17 protein-coding genes, 2 tRNA genes and 1 pseudogene are annotated in these 19,770 nt (G+C 40.8%); all 20 read left to right on the forward strand.

The window, feature by feature from the left end:
* Window positions 1-37 precede the first annotated feature (37 nt).
* The 20 genes and pseudogenes from tig (at window position 38) to ELZ47_RS01990 (ending at window position 19,768) form a co-directional block, all read left to right on the forward strand.
* Entirely contained in the window at window positions 38-1,321 is a 1,284-nt protein-coding gene (gene tig, locus ELZ47_RS01895; protein WP_125331888.1) for a trigger factor, read from the forward strand.
* Window positions 1,322-1,455: 134 nt separating this feature from the next.
* The gene (locus ELZ47_RS01900; RefSeq protein ID WP_125331886.1) at window positions 1,456-2,205 is read left to right on the forward strand and encodes a CPBP family glutamic-type intramembrane protease; all 750 of its coding nucleotides are present in this window, start codon (window positions 1,456-1,458) and stop codon (window positions 2,203-2,205) included.
* A 91-nt stretch (window positions 2,206-2,296) separates the two neighbouring features.
* Entirely contained in the window at window positions 2,297-2,887 is a 591-nt protein-coding gene (gene rpoE, locus ELZ47_RS01905; protein WP_002898937.1) for a DNA-directed RNA polymerase subunit delta, read from the forward strand.
* Between the two features lie 120 nt (window positions 2,888-3,007).
* Window positions 3,008-3,694, forward strand: coding sequence for a B3/4 domain-containing protein (locus tag ELZ47_RS01910; protein WP_126435107.1), 687 nt, complete (start codon window positions 3,008-3,010; stop codon window positions 3,692-3,694).
* Between the two features lie 197 nt (window positions 3,695-3,891).
* Entirely contained in the window at window positions 3,892-5,505 is a 1,614-nt protein-coding gene (locus ELZ47_RS01915) for a CTP synthase (RefSeq protein ID WP_126435108.1), read from the forward strand.
* Window positions 5,506-5,575: 70 nt separating this feature from the next.
* Entirely contained in the window at window positions 5,576-5,986 is a 411-nt protein-coding gene (locus ELZ47_RS01920; protein WP_126435110.1) for a GyrI-like domain-containing protein, read from the forward strand.
* A gap of 144 nt (window positions 5,987-6,130) precedes the next feature.
* A tRNA-Leu gene (locus tag ELZ47_RS01925) sits at window positions 6,131-6,216 on the forward strand.
* A 177-nt stretch (window positions 6,217-6,393) separates the two neighbouring features.
* Complete coding sequence (locus ELZ47_RS01930) at window positions 6,394-7,275, forward strand: class II fructose-bisphosphate aldolase (protein WP_126435111.1); 882 nt, start codon at window positions 6,394-6,396, stop codon at window positions 7,273-7,275.
* A 233-nt stretch (window positions 7,276-7,508) separates the two neighbouring features.
* Window positions 7,509-9,389: an Eco57I restriction-modification methylase domain-containing protein gene (locus tag ELZ47_RS01935; RefSeq protein WP_126435113.1), complete on the forward strand. Its 1,881-nt coding sequence runs from the start codon at window positions 7,509-7,511 to the stop codon at window positions 9,387-9,389.
* Window positions 9,386-12,634 (forward strand): DEAD/DEAH box helicase family protein, encoded by a 3,249-nt coding sequence (locus tag ELZ47_RS01940; protein WP_126435115.1) that lies wholly within the window; start codon window positions 9,386-9,388, stop codon window positions 12,632-12,634. Before ELZ47_RS01935 ends, ELZ47_RS01940 begins: the two co-directional genes overlap by 4 nt.
* Window positions 12,635-12,811: 177 nt before the next feature.
* Window positions 12,812-13,099 (forward strand): annotated as a pseudogene (locus tag ELZ47_RS01945) (GNAT family N-acetyltransferase); the annotation flags it as partial.
* Window positions 13,100-13,150: 51 nt separating this feature from the next.
* A tRNA-Thr gene (locus ELZ47_RS01950) sits at window positions 13,151-13,223 on the forward strand.
* A gap of 190 nt (window positions 13,224-13,413) precedes the next feature.
* Window positions 13,414-13,860 (forward strand): LytTR family DNA-binding domain-containing protein, encoded by a 447-nt coding sequence (locus ELZ47_RS01955; RefSeq protein WP_126435117.1) that lies wholly within the window; start codon window positions 13,414-13,416, stop codon window positions 13,858-13,860.
* 5 nt (window positions 13,861-13,865) lie between these two features.
* On the forward strand, window positions 13,866-14,528 hold the full coding sequence (locus ELZ47_RS01960; protein WP_126435118.1) for a LiaF transmembrane domain-containing protein: 663 nt from the start codon (window positions 13,866-13,868) through the stop codon (window positions 14,526-14,528).
* A 126-nt stretch (window positions 14,529-14,654) separates the two neighbouring features.
* The gene (gene rpmB, locus ELZ47_RS01965; protein ID WP_001140948.1) at window positions 14,655-14,843 is read left to right on the forward strand and encodes a 50S ribosomal protein L28; all 189 of its coding nucleotides are present in this window, start codon (window positions 14,655-14,657) and stop codon (window positions 14,841-14,843) included.
* Between the two features lie 142 nt (window positions 14,844-14,985).
* Window positions 14,986-15,351 (forward strand): Asp23/Gls24 family envelope stress response protein, encoded by a 366-nt coding sequence (locus tag ELZ47_RS01970; RefSeq protein ID WP_002893676.1) that lies wholly within the window; start codon window positions 14,986-14,988, stop codon window positions 15,349-15,351.
* Between the two features lie 2 nt (window positions 15,352-15,353).
* Complete coding sequence (locus ELZ47_RS01975; protein WP_126435119.1) at window positions 15,354-17,018, forward strand: DAK2 domain-containing protein; 1,665 nt, start codon at window positions 15,354-15,356, stop codon at window positions 17,016-17,018.
* A 109-nt stretch (window positions 17,019-17,127) separates the two neighbouring features.
* On the forward strand, window positions 17,128-17,730 hold the full coding sequence (locus ELZ47_RS01980; RefSeq protein WP_126435121.1) for an SP0191 family lipoprotein: 603 nt from the start codon (window positions 17,128-17,130) through the stop codon (window positions 17,728-17,730).
* Between the two features lie 417 nt (window positions 17,731-18,147).
* Entirely contained in the window at window positions 18,148-19,023 is an 876-nt protein-coding gene (locus ELZ47_RS01985; protein ID WP_126435122.1) for an ABC transporter ATP-binding protein, read from the forward strand.
* Between the two features lie 10 nt (window positions 19,024-19,033).
* Complete coding sequence (locus ELZ47_RS01990) at window positions 19,034-19,768, forward strand: ABC transporter permease (protein ID WP_126435124.1); 735 nt, start codon at window positions 19,034-19,036, stop codon at window positions 19,766-19,768.
* The last annotated feature ends 2 nt before the right edge of the window (window positions 19,769-19,770 follow it).

The following is a 19,770-nucleotide window of genomic DNA, read 5'->3' on the forward strand; positions in this document are numbered from 1 at the left end:
GGGTTGTATTCAATAAATTTTAAGGAGAAATGACAGAATGTCTGTATCATTTGAAAACAAAGAAACAAATCGCGGCCTTTTGACTTTTAGCATCAGTCAAGAGAAAATCAAGCCTGCCTTGGACCGTGTATTTAACTCAGTAAAAAAAGATATTGCTGTACCAGGTTTCCGTAAAGGTCGCCTTCCACGTGCTATCTTCAACCAACGTTTTGGTGAAGAAGCCCTCTACCAAGATGCTTTGAACGCTCTTCTTCCAGAAGCATACGAAGCTGCTGTCAAAGAAGTGGGTATTGAAGTAGTTGCTCAGCCTCAGTTTGATGTAGAGTCTATGGAAAAAGGTCAAGACTGGGTCATCAAAGCTGAAGTAGTCACTAAGCCAGAAGTTAAACTGGGTGCTTACAAAGACTTGGAAGTAACTGTTGAAGCTAGCAAAGAAGTGACTGACGCTGAAGTAGATGAGCGCATTGAGCGTGAGCGTAACAACTTGGCTGAGTTGGTTCTCAAAGAAGGTCCAGCAGCTGACGGTGATACAGTTGTGATTGACTTTGTTGGTTCTGTTGACGGCGTTGAATTTGACGGCGGCAAGGGTGACAACTTCTCACTTGGACTGGGCAGCGGTCAATTCATCCCAGGATTTGAAGAGCAGTTGGTTGGCCACAGTGCAGGTGAAACAGTGGACGTTGTCGTAACCTTCCCAGAAGACTACCAAGCAGAAGACTTGGCAGGCAAGGAAGCTAAGTTTGTGACAACTATTCATGAAGTTAAAGAAAAAGAAGTTCCAGCATTGGACGATGAACTTGCAAAAGATATCGACGAAGAAGTGGAAACACTTGACGAGCTGAAAGAAAAGTACCGCAAAGAATTGTCAGAAGCTAAGGAAACAGCTTATAACGATGCGGTAGAAGCAGCAGCTATTGATAAAGCAGTAGCAAACGCTGAAATCGTTGACTTGCCAGCAGAAATGGTCCACGAAGAAGTACACCGCGCTGTTAATGAATTCTTGGGCAATATGCAACGCCAAGGAATCTCACCTGACATGTACTTCCAAATCACTGGTACAACTCAGGAAGACCTACACAAACAATACGAAGCAGATGCTGAGTCACGCACTAAGACAAACCTTGTCGTAGAAGCAGTTGCTAAGGCAGAAGGTTTTGAAGCTAGCGCAGAAGAAATCGAAGCAGAAGTAACTTCATTGGCTACAGACTACAACATGGAAGTAGAACGTGTTCGTCAATTGCTGTCAGAAGACATGCTGAAACACGACATTGCTATCAAGAAAGCTGTTGAAGTGATTACAAGTACTGCAAAAGTGAAATAAAGATGAAAGAGGCAAGATATGATTCTTGCCTCTTTTTTTTATAAAACAAGAGTTGATTCTGCTATAATAATAGTATAGCTAAAAGGAAATCCTGCTCTGTCGCTAGTCCATAGAACTCGTGAAGGAGGTCGAGCATGAAAAGCAGTAAAAAATCTTATCTGAAGCTAAGCTTGCTTCTTCTCTTTTTTATTTTCTATTGGCTAATAGTCAATCTTTTATTTCATAATGCAGCGTTTTTTTGGCTCCTTTTATTAGCTGGTATGGCCCTGGCTGTAATTGCTAAGAGCTACTACAAACTTTCAAAAAGGGACTGGATAACAGCTATTATTCTGGGATTTTTGGCGGTTTTTTCGAATCCTATTTTTGCTGCTTTGACTGTCCTGACTTATCTGGCTAGCAGTCTTTTATTGAAGGAAAAGGAAAAATTCAGAACCCTTTTAAGACTCAATAGTCCGAAACAAGCAGCTCTTGCTTTGATTTTGGGGCTTCTTGTGGGCTTTGTGCTGGGGTTTTTCAATCTCGCTTTGGCACAAGAGCCTATCAGTCTACCAGGCTCTTTTCCTATTCAGGCTGTCCTAGATGCTCTCCGCGCAGGTGTATTTGAAGAAGTATCTTTTAGATTATTTTTCTTTGCTATTATCATTTACCTGACTAAAAAAGATACTTTTTCAAAAGTGGAGAATTTGTTAGTTTATGGTATTCTGATCTTGCCTCATACTCTGATTCACTTTAGTCTGGAAAAGTTTGATATAGGAAGTGTCCTTATTCTTAGTCTTGTTTTCGGCTTGCCTTTTGCTTTTTTGCTTCGGAAACAGGGGCTCTACAGCGCCATAACGGCCCATACTGTAGTCGATTTGCTTAGGTTCGTTTTTTTAGGAATTTGAAAAAATTAACTTAAAATATAAATGGTAACCCTTTGACTATTTTTGGAAATTAGCGTAAAATAGTAAGGAAAGACAAAAAAGGAGAAAAGCCTTGGAATTAGAAGTATTTGCTGGACAGGAAAAAAGTGAGCTTTCTATGATTGAAGTGGCGCGTGCCATTTTGGAAGCCCGCGGACGCGACCATGAGATGTATTTTAATGATTTGGTCAATGAAATTCAAAACTATCTGGAAAAATCAAACAGTGAGATTCGTGATGCTCTGCCTTTATTCTACACAGAACTCAATGTAGACGGCAGCTTTATTCCGCTGGGAGATAATAAATGGGGCCTGCGTTCATGGTATGCTATTGACGAAGTGGATGAAGAAATCATTGCTTTGGAAGAGACTGATGAGGACGACGCACCTAAGAAACGCAAGAAGAAACGCGTCAATGCCTTTATGGATGGCGACGAGGATGCCATTGACTACAGCGATGACGATCCAGAAGATGAGGACGGCTACGAAGCAGATCCAGCTCTCTCATACGATGAGGAAAATCCAGACGATGAGAAGAACGAAGTGGAAGCTTATGATGCTGAAATCAACGAAATTGCTCCAGATGATCTAGGTGAAGAAGTCGAACTCAACGAAGAAGATGACGACTACTCTGACGAAGACACGGAGACCGAAGAGGAAGAATAAATCAACCAAAAGAAGCAAGGGACGCAATCCTTTGTTTCTTTTAATATTCCTTGAAATATAAGTTCTGAAGGTGTAGAATACTAATAAAATTTAATAAAGAAAAGATGGAGGTATGCTGCTATGAAATTTGTCATTGATAAGAGTCTGGGTGAACTAGGCATAAAAAGTGTCGTTATCGGGATTGCCAAGAATGTCAATCCTCATGCAGAACTGTCTTCCTCATTTCTAAAAAAGAAAAAGGAAATGGAAGACTGGGCTTTAGCCTGCGACTTGGATGAGGTGCTTGAGTCGCCGGTGGTTCAAGGTTATATAGAGATACTGCAGCGCGTAGGTCGCAGTGTCAAGAAAAATCCTCCGACGGTTCCTGCTCTGATTCGCAATATCCAGCACCGAGGCTCGCTCCCTCATATTAATAGCATTATTGATATTTATAACGTTGAAGCCCTGCATTCCCTACTGGCTATTGGAGGGCATGATTTTGATAAGATTGAAGGTCAGATAGAATTCACCGTAAGCCAAAAGGAAGATGTTTTTCTGCCTATTTTGTCCAAGGAGAAGCATGTTGCCAAGACGGACTATGTCTATCGGGATGCCAAAGGCATTTTGGCTTGGCTGGATGTACGTGACAGCGAGTATTATAAGTTTGATGAGGAGACCAAGGCTGCCATTTTCATCATTCAGGGGAATGCCAATACCTCTGTCGAAATGCGTCTGGCAGCCTTGGAACGAATCCGTCACGATTTAGCAGAGTGCATGCCTGATGTAGAATTTGAAACACATGTCATTAGTATTGGTGAAAATGGATGAAAACCGACTGAAATCATTTGACAATTTTTTAGATTTGCGATATCATACTGTTCGGGCACCTCTTTTAGAGGTCAGAGCTTCCTGTGTTCAGGGAGCTATTTTTCTTTTTCAGACAAATTATGGAAAATCCTCCTCTAGATAAGTTTCCAGCAACTGCGATGCTGCTGGAACGAATTGTTTTATGAAAAGGAGCACGTATGTCAACTAAATATATTTTTGTCACCGGCGGTGTGGTTTCTTCTATCGGGAAAGGGATTGTGGCAGCTAGCTTGGGCCGGCTTTTGAAGAATCGCGGTCTCAAGGTTACGATTCAGAAATTTGATCCTTATATCAACATTGATCCTGGTACCATGAGCCCTTACCAGCATGGGGAAGTGTTTGTCACAGATGATGGAGCCGAGACGGATCTGGATCTGGGGCATTATGAGCGTTTTATTGACATTAATCTCAATAAATACTCCAATGTCACCACTGGTAAAATCTATAGCGAAGTCCTGCGCAAGGAGCGTAAAGGAGAGTATCTGGGGGCGACGGTCCAAGTCATTCCGCATATTACGGATGCTCTCAAGGACAAGATCAAGCGGGCTGCACGGACGACGGACTCGGATGTAATTATCACCGAGGTCGGAGGTACAGTGGGCGACATTGAGTCTCTTCCTTTCTTAGAAGCTCTGCGCCAGATGAAGGCGGATGTCGGAGCAGACAATGTTATGTATATCCATACGACCCTCCTGCCCTATCTCAAGGCGGCTGGCGAAATGAAGACCAAGCCGACTCAGCATTCTGTCAAAGAACTGCGAGGTCTGGGGATTCAGCCAAATATGCTGGTCATCCGTACAGAAGAGCCAGCTGGGCAAAATATCAAAAATAAGCTGGCTCAATTCTGTGATGTGGCGCCGGAGGCGGTCATTGAGTCGTTGGATGTGGAGCATCTTTACCAAATTCCTCTAAATTTGCAGGCCCAAAAGATGGACCAAATCGTCTGTGACCATCTGAAGCTGGATGTGCCGGATGCGGATATGACAGAGTGGTCAGCTATGGTAGAGAAAGTGATGAGTCTGGAAAAGCAGGTCCATATTGCTCTGGTCGGTAAGTATGTTGAGTTGCCAGATGCCTATATTTCAGTTGTCGAAGCGCTCAAGCATGCCGGCTATGCCAATGATGCGGAAGTTAAGATTAACTGGATTGATGCGAATCAGCTAACGGCCGAAAACGCGGCAGAGCTTCTTGGAAGTGCAGATGGGATTATCGTTCCGGGTGGCTTTGGTCAGAGAGGAACTGAAGGGAAGATTCAGGTAATCCGCTATGCGCGTGAGCAGGATGTGCCTATGCTGGGCATTTGCTTGGGTATGCAGCTAACCTGTGTCGAATTCGCCCGTCACGTCCTGGGATTGGCTGATGCCAACTCAGCGGAGCTCAATCCAGACACACCATATCCGATTATTGACCTCATGCGTGATCAGATTGATGTCGAAGACTTGGGTGGAACGCTGAGACTGGGGCTCTATCCTTCTAAGCTTAAGCCTGGCTCTAAGGCAGCAGCGGCTTACGACTATCAAGAAGTCGTTCAGCGCCGTCACCGTCATCGTTATGAGTTTAACAATGCTTTCCGCGAGCAGTTTGAGGCAGCTGGATTTGTATTTTCTGGAGTCTCACCGGACAATCGCTTGGTCGAAATAGTGGAAATCCCAGAAAATAAATTCTTCGTGGCCTGTCAATACCACCCAGAGCTTTCTAGCCGACCGAACCGAGCTGAAGGTCTTTATACGGCATTTGTCACAGCAGCGGTAGAAAAGAGCCAGGAGAGATAGACTTGCTTTGTCTGACCTAAGCGACTTTTCTAGAGAAATGTTATAATGAAAAACAAAAGGAGGGAAGAAGATGTTTCTAAATATTTTAGCTAGTATTCGTACTAATAATTTTCAGGATGAGCATTGTATAGAAAAAATCCAAGCTCTCTGGCAGGAACAAGAGGGAGCTGTGAAAGAAGCTTTTTCTGAGGGGGAACCGGTCTATGCTGTCTATCATGACTATGCCAGTGATTACAAAGGAGACTATAGTCTCTCTATCTGCCGTTTGACAGATGGGGAAGTCTATGATTTTGATACCTCTGAGCAGACCTATCAAGTGTTTGAAGCGGATAAGGAGGGTCCTCAAGCGGTTCTTCATGCTTGGCAAAGGATTTGGCAAGCAGAAGAAACAGGTGAGCTTCATCGGGACTACACTATTGACTTTGAAAAATACGATCCCGACCAAACAGTGGCTGTCTTTGTTGCGACTCAGCAGCACTGAGTTTTCTGTGTTCCTGCCTTAGATGCATTTTCGCTTAGATTTCCTAGATTTGCTGATTGAGTAGAAGGTTGATTTTTTGAAATAAAGTCAAAAATTTTCTTGACAAGCCTTAGCTGTCCTGTTATACTAGTAAGGTACTCAATCGCGGGGATGGCGGAATTGGCAGACGCGCAGGACTAAGGATCCTGTGACCGCTTTAGGTCGTGAGGGTTCAAGTCCCTCTCTCCGCATCAAGTAAGCTGGCTTTGGCCAGCTTTTTCTTTTTGCACTAGAGACGCTTAAAAAGGCTAATCGTCTCCCTGTAATTCTTTAAAATTTCAGGAAAAACTAGCAATTTTAGTGAAAAAGTGATAAAATAAACAATGTAAGTGGTTTAACCACAAAAAATAAGAGGAGGCCTGATAAGAATGGCAATCGTTTCAGCAGAAAAATTTGTCCAAGCAGCTCGTGACAATGGTTACGCAGTTGGTGGATTCAACACAAACAACCTTGAGTGGACTCAAGCTATCCTGCGTGCGGCAGAAGCTAAGAAAGCACCAGTGCTTATCCAAACTTCAATGGGTGCTGCTAAATACATGGGTGGTTACAAAGTTGCTCGTAACTTGATCGCTAACCTTGTAGAATCAATGGGCATCACTGTACCAGTTGCGATTCACTTGGACCATGGTCACTACGAAGATGCACTTGAGTGTATCGAAGTTGGTTACACTTCTATCATGTTTGATGGTTCACACCTTCCAGTAGAAGAAAACCTTAAATTAGCTAAAGATGTTGTTGAAAAAGCACACGCTAAAGGTATCTCAGTAGAAGCTGAAGTTGGTACTATCGGTGGTGAAGAAGACGGTATCATTGGTAAAGGTGAATTGGCTCCAATCGAAGACGCTAAAGCAATGGTTGAAACTGGAATCGACTTCTTGGCAGCAGGTATCGGTAACATCCACGGCCCTTACCCAGCAAACTGGGAAGGTCTTGACCTTGACCACTTGAAGAAATTGACAGAAGCTCTTCCAGGCTTCCCAATCGTATTGCACGGTGGTTCAGGTATTCCTGATGACCAAATCCAAGCAGCTATCAAACTTGGTGTTGCGAAAGTTAACGTTAACACTGAATGTCAAATCGCATTCGCTAATGCAACTCGTGCATTTGCTCGTGACTACGAAGCAAACGAAGCAGAATACGACAAGAAGAAACTCTTCGACCCTCGTAAATTCTTGGCTAATGGTGTAAAAGCTATCCAAGCATCAGTTGAAGAACGTATCGATGTATTCGGTTCAGAAGGTAAAGCTTAATCTAGCTGAACAATACAAAACAGAAACCTGCCCGTAAGGGTGGGTTTTTTGGTGGTTTGAGGAACTAACTAAGTTTTAATTCACTAATGATTGTACAAAAAAATAGAAATAACTATGCTTAGGGAAGGGTAGCTTTAGTTAGTGTGGAAATTATATTAAGCTCATTTGATAAATATTTTATTAGAAAGCTCAATATGTTATAATTAATTAAAAATAAGGAGAAAGGTTGTCCTATGTCAACAATTGATATTAGCGAGGAAAAGCTATATAAAGATTCCTCGGATTTACTAAATATTCTATTAAAAGATCGGACGACAAAGAAATCTATTGTCTGGGGGACACATTCTTATGAGTTGTTGGGAAAGGGCTTTGGTCCCAGCGATCGTATTACACCAAGAAAAGTGACAGGGGGCTTCGCCAGCTTAATTCAGCCCAGATCTGAAAAGTCTAAGCATGAACAAAAAGATCGAACCAAGATTAGAGCTGAAGTCTTTACACCAACTTGTTTAGTTGAAAAGCAAAATGGTTATGTTGAAGCCAATCTTGAGGCTCTATCACTTGAAGATTATATCCAGGTGCGTTGGCTAGAAATTACCTGTGGTGAAGCACCCTATATGGTTACTCGCTATGATACAGTGACTGGTGAGGAAATTCCATTATCTGAACGAGTTGGTTTTCTTGATAGAAAATTGCAGCGCATTAGTCGTGAGGTCTCAGATGAAGCCACCTTCTATGAACTCGTAAAAAAAGCTTATCGTTCTTCTTATGGTTATGAATATCAAGGAGACTCTCTCCTCTTGGCGCGTGAAAATCTTTTAGCGACCTTCGAGGACTACTATCTTGCAAAGACTGGAAATCAACCAAGATTAGAGCAGAAGAAAGAAATTGCGACTATTATCTCCTACAATGTCTTTCAAATGGATGGATTGAATAAAATCAGTCCTTACTCAGCTACACAAGAGCAATCTCAACAGCTAAGCTTGTTTTCAGATGAGCTAGAAGTAGAACAAGCAGAAGAATCTAAAACCCAAATCAAAGACTGGAAAAAGAATAAAATGATAGGTTTTGAGAGCCTATCAAGCGAGGAAAGTGAAATGAAATTTGATGTCGTGATAGGAAATCCGCCTTACCAAGAGGAGGCACAGGGAACAAGTACGAGTGATGACCCGGTATACCATTTGTTTATTGATGAAGCGAGTAAAATTTCAGATAAATCAATCTTAATTACACCAGCAAGATTTTTATTCAATGCTGGAAAAACACCTAAATCATGGAATAAAAAAATTCTTAGTAGCAAACATTATAAGGTGTGTTATTATAAACAAAATAGTTCAGAAGTTTTCGTTGGAACTGACATAAAGGGTGGTGTAGCAATTACCTATTATGATGCTCAAAAGATGCAAGGACCTATAGGTACATTTACTCATTTTAAGGAACTTAATAGTATACTAAAAAAAGTTGAGAATAATTTTGACTTTAAGTCAATAATGGAAATCATTTATACACAGTCAAAATTTGATTTGGAAAAACTCTATGAAGACTATCCTAATTATAAAAATTTAATAGGTAGTAATGGTAAAGATAAGCGATTAAGAAAACCAATTCTAGGAAGACTTGATATTTTTTCTGAACAAGAAGCAGAGGATTGTTTTAAAATTTTAGGCAGATTAAACAATGAAAGAGTTTATCGTTTTATTCCTAAAAAATATTTAGCTTCACATGAAAATCTTTTGAAATATAAAGTTCTAGTACCTGCTGCTAACGGCAGTGGGGCGATTGGCGAAGTCCTATCGACCCCACTCGTGGGTACCCCACTCGTGGGTTTCACAGATACTTTTATCTCTTTTGGTGCATTTGATACTGAAAGTGAAGCAAAAGCTATGTTGAAATACATAAAGTCTAAATTTGCTCGAGCTATGCTTGGAATATTAAAAATTACCCAAGATAATACCAAAGATAAATGGCAATACGTTCCACTCCAAGACTTTACGGTCAATTCGGACATTGATTGGACACAATCAGTGGCTGATATTGACCGTCAGCTCTATAAAAAATATGACCTTTCTCAAGAGGAAATTGCCTTTATTGAGACTCATGTAAGGGAGATGGATTGATGGTAGAAATTAAAACCTCAAAAGAGATTCATCCTAAAATCTATGCCTACACCACCCCTACGGTAACTAGTAATGAGGGCTGGATTAAGATTGGTTATACGGAACGTGATGTTACTCAACGTATCAAGGAGCAAACTCACACAGCTCATATAGATACAGACATATTGTGGACTGGACATGCAGCTTATACGGAAGAACCTGATATGGGAAAGACTTTTAAGGATCATGATTTCCACCATTTCCTTTCTTTTCATGATGTAGAACGTCGTCCTAAGACGGAATGGTTCTACTTTAATGGAACTCCTGAAAGATCTAAAAATTTTTTCGATAAGTTTGTTCAGCATGATTTGTCAGGTTATCAGCCTGGCCAAGGACAGGACTATACTTTGCGACAAGAGCAAGAAGAAGCAGTAACTAAGACTCTCACTTATTTCCAAAGTCATCTAGGAGGTAAGTTCCTTTGGAATGCCAAACCACGCTTTGGTAAAACCTTATCTACCTATGACCTAGCTCGTCGGATGGAAGCTATCAATGTCCTGATTGTAACCAACAGACCTGCGATTGCTAACTCATGGTATGATGATTTTGAAAAATTCATAGCAGGTCAAACGACTTACAAGTTTGTTTCTGAATCGGATAGCCTTAAAAATCGCCCAACCTTGTCACGAAAAGAATTTGTTGGCATTTTAGATGATGATGTAAGACAACTTGCTTTTATTAGTCTCCAAGACTTGAAAGGTTCGGTTTATCTAGGTGGAGAGCACAATAAACTCAAATGGGTTACAGATCTCCATTGGGATTTGTTGGTTATCGATGAGGCTCATGAAGGAGTTGATACCTTTAAAACAGACCAAGCCTTTAATAAGATTCGTCGAAACTTTACCTTACATCTTTCTGGAACTCCATTTAAGGCATTGGCAAAGGGAGAGTTTACAGAGGAGCAAATCTACAACTGGTCTTATGCTGATGAGCAGGCGGCTAAAACTACTTGGTCGCCTGAACAAGAAGAGGAAAATCCATATGAAAGCTTGCCTCAGTTAAATCTCTTTACCTATCAGATGTCTCAGATGATTGGCGAGGAGTTAGAAAAAGGTGCTCAACTAGATGGCGAAAATATCGACTATGCTTTTGACTTGAGTGAATTTTTCGCTACAGATGATAAAGGGAAATTTATCCATGAGCAAGATGTCAGAAATTGGTTAAATACTCTATCAAGCAATGAAAAATATCCATTTTCAACCAAAGAACTTCGGAACGAACTCAAGCATACTTTTTGGCTGTTAGAACGTGTAGCCTCAGCTAAAGCTTTAAAAGCACTACTAGAAGAACATCCCATCTATGAAAACTATGAGATTGTTTTAGCTGCTGGTGACGGGCGTATGTCCGAGGAAGATGATAAGGTCAAACTGAAATCCTTAGACTTGGTTAGAAAAGCGATAGCAGAGAATGACAAAACCATTACCCTATCCGTCGGTCAGTTGACGACAGGCGTGACTATCCCTGAATGGACAGGTGTATTGATGTTATCAAACTTGAAATCACCTGCCCTTTATATGCAAGCTGCCTTCCGTGCTCAAAATCCTTACTCATGGAGCGATAACAAAGGAAATCACTTCCGCAAAGAAAGAGCCTATATATTTGACTTTGCGCCAGAAAGAACCTTGATTCTCTTTGATGAGTTTGCTAATAACTTATCACTTGCAACTGCAGGAGGTGGTGGAACTTCCGCAACTCGCGAAGAAAACATCAGAGAACTCTTGAATTTCTTCCCTGTCATAGCTGAGGATCGTGCTGGCAAGATGGTTGAAATTGATGCCAAGGCAGTACTAACCATACCTCGTCAGATAAAAGCTAGGGAAGTCCTCAAACGAGGGTTTATGTCCAATCTCCTTTTTGATAATATCAGTGGAATTTTCCAAGCTAGTCAAACAGTTCTTGACATTTTAAATGAATTACCAGTAGAAAAGGAAGGCAAGTTACAAACACCTTCTGATTTACTAGATTTTTCAGGTGTTATAGTGGATGATGAGGGCAATGCAGTGGTTGACCATGAAATCGTGGTCAATCAACAAGCACGACTTTTTGGTGAAAAAGTTTATGGGCTTGGTGAGTCTGTCGCTGAGTTAGTCACAAAAGATGAGGAACGAACTCAAAAACAGCTGGTCAATGACTTGAGTAAGACCGTTTCTTCAGTAATTGTAGAGGAATTGAAAGTTGGATATGATCTGAAAACTCGGGAAACAGACCACATCAAGAAACAAATTGTAGCAACATTTGAGAACGAAGTTCGAAAAAATGAGATAGAACGTAAAGTTTCTGAAGCTCATATCAAGGAAGAGTTGCAACAACAGCTCAAGGAAGAAAATGATAAAGAGCAAAAAGATAAGATTCAAGAAGTTTTTGAAAAACGTTTAGAAGAAAATAATCTCATTCATAAAGAAAAACTAGAACAAACACTCAAAAAAGAAGTGGAAAAAATGCCCGAGAAGTTTATCGAACAGGTTGAGATAAAACGTGTGGAACAGTTGAAACAATCAGCCCAAGATGAGATTCGGGACCATCTTCGAGGATTTGCACGAACAATTCCAAGTTTCATCATGGCCTATGGTGATCAATTTCTAACACTTGATAATTTTGACACCTTTGTTCCTGAGTATGTCTTCTTTGAAGTGACTGGTATTACGATTGACCAATTTCGTTATTTGAGAGATGGTGGGCAGGATTTTGCAGGGCATCTCTTCGATCGAGCAACATTTGATGAAGCCATTCAAGAATTTCTTCGCAAGAAAGAGGAGTTGGCAGATTATTTTAAAGATCAGAAAGAAGATATTTTTGACTATATTCCACCGCAAAAAACCAACCAGATTTTCACTCCTAAACGTGTGGTGAAGAGAATGGTGGATGACCTTGAAAAAGAAAACCCAGGAATCTTTGATGATCCATCTAAGACATTGATTGATTTGTACATGAAGTCAGGTCTCTATATTGCAGAACTTGTCAAGCGGCTATATAACAGCAATGGCTTGAAAGAAGCCTTTCCAAATCCCGAAGAACGCTTAAAACATATCCTAGAAAATCAAGTTTATGGATTTGCGCCTTCAGAAATTATCTATAACATTTCCACTAATTTTATCTTTGGAAATCTTTCTCAAGATATTAGTAGAAAGAACTTTGTTCTAGAAGATACTATCCCTGCTGCTAAAGAAGGTAGAATTCAGGAATTGGTAGATAAATATTTTGGATAAACTACAGTCGGTTTTTCTATTTGTCACAAACTGAAAGTTTTTTAAAGAAATCAACACTCTGAAAGTTAGAAAGAAAATCTAACGATTAGGGTGTTTTTATATGAAGTTAAATTCTAAAAAAATAAATTAGGGCTTTTATAAAATGAAATAAAAGAACCTAGGAAGAAACCAGTGAGTTTTTCCTGCTTATCCTACTCTAGTGAAGATTGTGCTGAGATTGACTGTCTAGCTGTTAAGAAATTCTATCATAGAGCAGGAATTGGTAGTCAACTTCTAGGAGTTTTAGAAAAATCTGCTCGTCAAAAAGCATCCTATCTGCAGGTAAAAACGGTAGCACCAGGTCATTATCCTACTTACGACAGGACTAACGCTTTCTATCAGGCTCAGAGCTTTAAAAAGTTAGAAATCTTTCCTGAACTTTGGGATAAAAGCAACCCTAGTTTGATTTGGGTTAAAAAGTTGTGAAATTTTCCCTTGACAAAAAAACTCAAGATGCTAAAATAAAGGGGAAAAGGCGCCGATTTAGCTCAGTTGGTAGAGCAACGCACTCGTAACGCGTAGGTCACAGGTTCGATCCCTGCAATCGGCATCTTAATTTGGAAGCTTAAAGGCTTCTTTTTTCTTTGTTTATGCTAGAAATTTTTGTTGTCTGGGGTAAATATACTTTCTATCATCTCTTATAAACCACTTACCGGTCAAAATTGACCACTTACTGAAAAGGCCTTGTTTCTCGGGAGTTTCTTGTTATAATAAATATAAGCAGATGGAAAGGAGAGCGTATGAACATTCGGATTGAGTTAGATCAAAGTTTGGATGAAACAGAAATGGTGATAAAAGTTTCGCGGCTGGATGAGCGGATTCAGCGTATTCAGGAAGCTCTGGAAGAAACAGCGACTCCATCTATTCTTTTCTATAAGGAAAGCAGTGAGTACTTTCTCGATTTAGCGGACATTCTCTTTTTTGAGACAGACGGCAGCAAGATCTTTGCCCATGCCCGCAATGATGCTTATGAGGTCAAGCTAAAACTCTATGAGTTAGAAGAGATTCTGCCCCGTTATTTCTGTCGGATTTCAAAGTCCACCATTGCCAATATCAAGTCTATCTATGCTTTGGACAAGTCCTTTTCAGGAACGAGCACCGTCCAGTTTTACAATACCCATAAACAGGTGCATGTGTCTAGGCATTATTATCAGTTAGTAAAAGAAAAGTTAAGTGAAGTGAGGTAATTATCATGAAAAAAACAATTTTTGGAATCGGCTTTCTAGTCTTGGCAGCTTGGGTCCTGCTGCAGGGGAATTTTGGGATTCCTGCCTTCAATTTTAATATTTGGCCCATGTTAGTAGTTGCAATGTTTGCCTATTTTGCCTTGGAAAATTTCTTAGAAAGAGACTTTGGCACTGGGCTTATCATGGCAGTTATTGCGTTGATTATTGCTAATGCCGTTTACCACTTTTTAGCTATTTCAACAGGAACCTTGGTTTTGGGTGGTATTCTGGCTTGTATTGGTCTCAATATGATTTTCAAGCCCCAGCGCATTTTTAAGGGGCGTATCTTCTCAACTGCCTCTTCTTCCTCAAAAGATGATATTGCTTTTGGCAGTGGCACTCGCTATATCAACTCGGAAAACTTCACCTATGAGAAGTTAGACTGTGCTTTTGGCAGTGCATCGGTTTATTTTGATAATGCAAGAATCGAAGGTGACTCAGCAACTTTTGAAGTGGATCTGTCTTTTGGCAGTGTGATGCTTTATGTGCCTAGTGACTGGCGTGTAGAGCTGGATGTAGATAATGCCTTCGGCTCTGTTTATAACCCCCGCAATGTCAATGAAAAGAGAAAAACTCTCTATGTCAAAGGTAATGTAGCTTTTGGCTCTTTGAAAATTAGCTATGTTTAGGAAAACGGATTAATTTCGAAAGTTTGGACAAATGTACTTGTCAAACGTCAAGTTTTTTGGTAATATAGGAAGGTATGTGGTGCTAGCACATCCGTAATATTAGATCTAATAGGAGGAAACACGATAATGGCTAAAGTATGTTACTTTACTGGTCGTAAGACTGTATCAGGAAACAACCGCTCTCACGCGATGAACCAAACAAAACGCGCTGTTAAACCAAATCTTCAAAAAGTTACTGTTTTGATTGACGGTAAACCTAAAAAAGTTTGGGCTTCAGCTCGTGCCCTTAAATCAGGTAAAGTTGAACGCGTTTAATCTTTATTTAAAAAGGATGGAAATTTTCCGTCCTTTTTTGCTTGGAAATTTCCGCCTAGACAGTTGATTTAGACCCTTCCTCTTTTACACCCTGTATAAAATATGGTAGAATAAACTATAAAATACTTTTGAGGTACAAATTATGACTGTGAAAATTAATACAAAAGATGGTCAAATTGAGCTGACTGATGATGTGATTGCAACAATCGTCGGTGGTGCAGCGACTGAAATTTTTGGTGTAGTTGGCATGGCCAGCAAAAACGCAATCAAGGATAATTTTCAAGCCCTTTTAGGAAAAGAAAACTATGCTAAGGGCGTGGTTGTGAAAGCGACTGATGAAGGTGATATCGCAGTTGATGTCTACACTGTCTTAAGCTATGGAGTCAAAATCAGTGAAGTTTCCAAAAACATCCAAGAGCGTGTTAAATTCAGTTTGGAAAACAAGCTCGGAATTACTGCCCATGCAGTGAATGTTTATATCCAAAATATTAAAGTCGTAGGAGAATAATCGTGGCAAATATTACTACTAGTTTATTTCAAGAAATGGTGCAGGCAGCATCTACTCGCTTAAATAAACAGGCTGAATATGTAAACTCTTTGAATGTCTTCCCGGTTCCAGATGGTGATACGGGTACCAACATGGGTATGACTATTGAAAATGGTGCTAAGGAAGTGTCAGATAAGTCTGCTTCAACAGTTGGCGAAGCGGCGGGTATCTTTGCGAAAGGCCTTTTGATGGGCGCGCGTGGTAACTCAGGAGTTATCACTTCCCAGCTTTTCCGCGGTTTTTCTCAAAGTGTGAAAGAGCATGAAGAGCTGACTGGTGAAGACCTAGCTCTGGCCTTTCAGTCTGGTGTAGAAGTGGCTTACAAGGCAGTTATGAAGCCGGTTGAGGGAACGATTTTGACTGTTTCCCGCGGTGCGGCTATCGGAGCTAAGAAGAAAGCTGAAGTCACTAATGATGCTGTAGAAGTTATGAAAGCTGCTCTTGAAGGAGCTAAGGCTGCTCTGTCTAAGACACCGGATATGCTGCCAGTTCTGAAAGAAGTCGGTGTTGTGGACTCTGGCGGTCAAGGGCTGGTCTTTATCTACGAAGGCTTCTTGTCTGCTCTTACAGGCGAATATATCGCTTCTGAGGACTTTGTGGCGACACCTGCAACCATGTCTGAGATGATCAATGCTGAGCATCATAAGTCTGTAGCTGGCCATGTGGCAACAGAAGATATTACACACGGCTACTGTACAGAAATCATGGTGGCTCTCAAGACAGGGCCAACCTATGTCAAAGACTTTGATTATGATGAATTTCGCAATTACCTCAACGATTTGGGGGATTCCCTGCTGGTAGTCAACGATGACGAAATCGTCAAAGTCCATGTTCATACTGAAGATCCAGGACTGGTTATGCAGGAAGGCCTCAAGTATGGTAGTTTGGTCAAGGTTAAGGTTGACAATATGCGCAACCAACATGAAGCGCAGGTTGAAAAGGAAGAACGCTCAGCTAAGTCGGCTCAAGAAAAAGAATTTGCGATTATCGCTGTCGTGGCTGGTGATGGTCTGGCTGAAATCTTTAAGGCTCAGGGAGTTGACTATATCATCTCTGGCGGGCAAACCATGAACCCATCTACAGAAGACTTCATCAAGGCCGTGGAGCAAGTTAATGCTCGTAATATCATTATCTTGCCAAATAATAAAAACATCTTCATGGCAGCCCAATCAGCAGCAGAAGTGATCGAACAGCCTGCAGCAGTGATTGAGACTCGCACCATTCCTCAAGGTTTGACCAGTCTCCTAGCTTTTGATGGCGGCAAGACTATCGAGGAAAACCAGGAGCGTATGACTGCAGCCTTGGCAGAAGTAGTCAGCGGTAGCGTGACGACTGCGGTTCGTGATACAACGATTGATGGCTTGGAAATTCATGAAAATGACAACCTCGGTATGGTGGATGGTAAGATTGTTGTTTCTAATCCAGACATGCTGACAGCTTTGAAAGAAACGTTCAGCAAGATGCTCAATGAAGACAGCGAGATTGTCTCTATCTATATCGGTGAGGATGGCAATGAAGAGTTGGCGAGCAGTCTTGCTCAAGATTTGATGGAACAATTCGAGGATGTCGAAGTAGAAATTCATCAGGGCAGTCAGCCGGTCTATCCATATATTTTTAGTGTTGAATAGCATAAAAAGGCAATCGAAAGGTTGTCTTTTGTCATTTTGTAGAAAATACTTAGACAAGAAACTGGTATTATGTTATACTGTAACAAATAAAAAGTAAAAAAGGTGAACTATGAAAAAATTTTTCATTCTTGTTATTTCTGCTTCGGTGCTCTTGACAGGCTGTGTGTTTCCTAACTTCAGCAAGCATCGTCCTAGACATTCTTCTGAATCAGCAGCTTCTTCTAGGCGGACTAAAACTAGCTCTAACTCCAGCGAGTCATCCAGTTCTTCTTCTGAAAGTACAGAGATTGTCTCTAAAACTTTAGTCGGAGACATTGAGGGCATTCACCATCGTGACACCATTACCTATCAGGGCAAGAAAATCCTGAATCTTCGGATGGAATTGCTCACTTCCTTACCAGAAGAAGCTAGTGCAGCTTCAGCTACCTTGACTCCGGAGGAAATGACGGCAATCATTCGTGAAGGAATGCAGTCTGATTCAAACTATGTAGCAGCTAAGAGCTTGGAAGGTGTTAATATTGATTATTCAGTTACGGCAGAGAAGAAATTGCAGACCTTGATTGAAATTGATTTGCAAAAGGTCAATGTCGAAGAAGTGGAAAAGAACAGTTTCTTCCAAGGTTTTGGACTGAAGGACATTAAGGATATTACACCTGAGATGTTTATTCTGAGTCTGAAGCTCAACGGCCTCAAAGAAGAGGGACAGAGCTAAAGTTTAAAAAGCGTTGGTCTCTCATCTTACAAATTGAGTAGTTAATTTATTGAAAAAATTTTTAGATTAAGTTACTTTAAGTTCAGTTTCTATCTAAATTGCAACAGACATACAACTAGTCGGCTCCTCTCAAGGAGGGCAGCCGGCTTTTTTGTGTCTTCATACAGAAGGGATACAATCAGATTATTCCAATATTTGCTAGCTTTGTGTTCTAAAAGCAGAATAGTGACATTTGTCATGTCAGCTGGTGACAAAATCAACTAGTAGGAAAAATTTCTTTGCCTTATAATATAGTTAACAAAATGATAAAAGGTTGCTGTAAGAATTCAAAAGGCATTTGGTCTTTGTTCTTCTTCCGGTTTTGGAAAAATAAAGGAAAGATGCACATACGGTTTATCAAATCAAAGGAGGAGCAAAATGGAACTGATTGAAGTAAAGAAGCTTTCTAAAAGCATTCGCGGTAAGGAGATTTTAAAGGATATTTCCTTTGAAATCTCCCAAGGTGACTGTGTAGCCTTGATTGGTCCCAACGGAGCAGGGAAAACGACTCTCATGGATTGTTTGCTGGGTGATAAGTTTCTGACAGCAGGCCAGGCAAGGATTCAGGGGCTCAAACCAACTGACAATCATCTCAAGCAGTCGGTAGCGATTTTACCACAGGAAAATACAGTGGTGGAGGATTTGAAGGTCAAGGAACTCTTGACGTTCTTCCAAGCTATTTATCCAAATAGTTTATCCAATCAAGAAATTGATGGCTTGCTGCAATTTACAGACAAGCAAAAGAATCAGTTGGCCAGCAAGCTGTCTGGTGGACAAAAGCGTCTCTTCTCTTTTGTTCTGAGTCTGATTGGCCGTCCTAAGATTCTGTTCTTGGACGAACCGACTTCTGCTATGGACACCTCTACTCGTCAGCATTTCTGGGAAATTGTTAATCAGCTCAAGCAGCAGGGAGTGACCATCGTTTATTCTTCTCACTATATCGAAGAAGTCGAGCATACGGCAGACCGGATTTTGGTGCTGCACAAGGGTGAGCTGATTCGGGATACGACACCTTATGCTATGCGCAGTGAGGAGCAGGAAAAACACTTCACCTTGCCGCTGACTTATCAGTCTGTGCTGGAAAAGCTGGATAATGTGACTGATTTAGAAATCAAGCAAAAGGCTTTATCTTTTGCGACTAGAGATGCTGGACAGGTCTGGCAGGTTCTGCAGGAACACGGCTGTACAATCGAAGAGATTGAAGTACGTAACCGTACCCTCTTGGATAGTATTTTTGAAACGACACAAGAATAGGAGAGTAATCATGAAAAATATGGCAAGTCTTATGAAGATTGAGTTGATTTTAATGAAACGGCAGGCTGCTTATTATCTCTTGTCTATTGGTCTGCCCAGCGTTTTTTACCTGATTTTCTCAGGAATGATGTCTGGAAGTGATACGCCTAATCTGGTGCTTCAAGGCTACCTCTTCTCAATGACTCTTTTTAGTATCATGTCTAGTGCCTTCTTTAGCATTCCAAGCACTTTGCAGTCTGATAAAAATAATAACTGGCAAAAAATGATTCAGCACTCACCGATTTCTATGGTAAAATATTATATATCAAAACTTTGCAGTACGCTGTTGACTTTTATGCTTTCTATCATCGTAGTCTTCTCGATTGGGCATTTTGTTCGCGGGGTTAATCTACCAATGGTAGACTGGCTTCTTATTGCCGTGATCCTTCTGGTAGGAAGTGTGGTCTTTATTGCTATGGGTGTATTGGTCAGTCTCTTGCCAAGTGCTCAGCTCATGTCTGTTGTGGGAAATATCGTCTATATGGCACTGGCTGTTCTGGGCGGTCTATGGTTTCCTCTGACTATGTTTCCAAAATGGCTCCAGCCAATCGGTAAGTTGACACCAAGTTATCAACTGATGCAGGTTGTTTCTTCTTATCTAGAACACCATCAGTTTAATGGTAAGGCAGCCTTGATTGTTCTGATTTATACGATTTTGGTCAGCATTCTTGTGCTGCAGCTCAAAAAGCGAATTGAGGTAAAATAAAT

This window comes from Streptococcus sanguinis (genome assembly GCF_900635155.1).
Lineage (GTDB): Bacteria > Bacillota > Bacilli > Lactobacillales > Streptococcaceae > Streptococcus > Streptococcus sanguinis_G.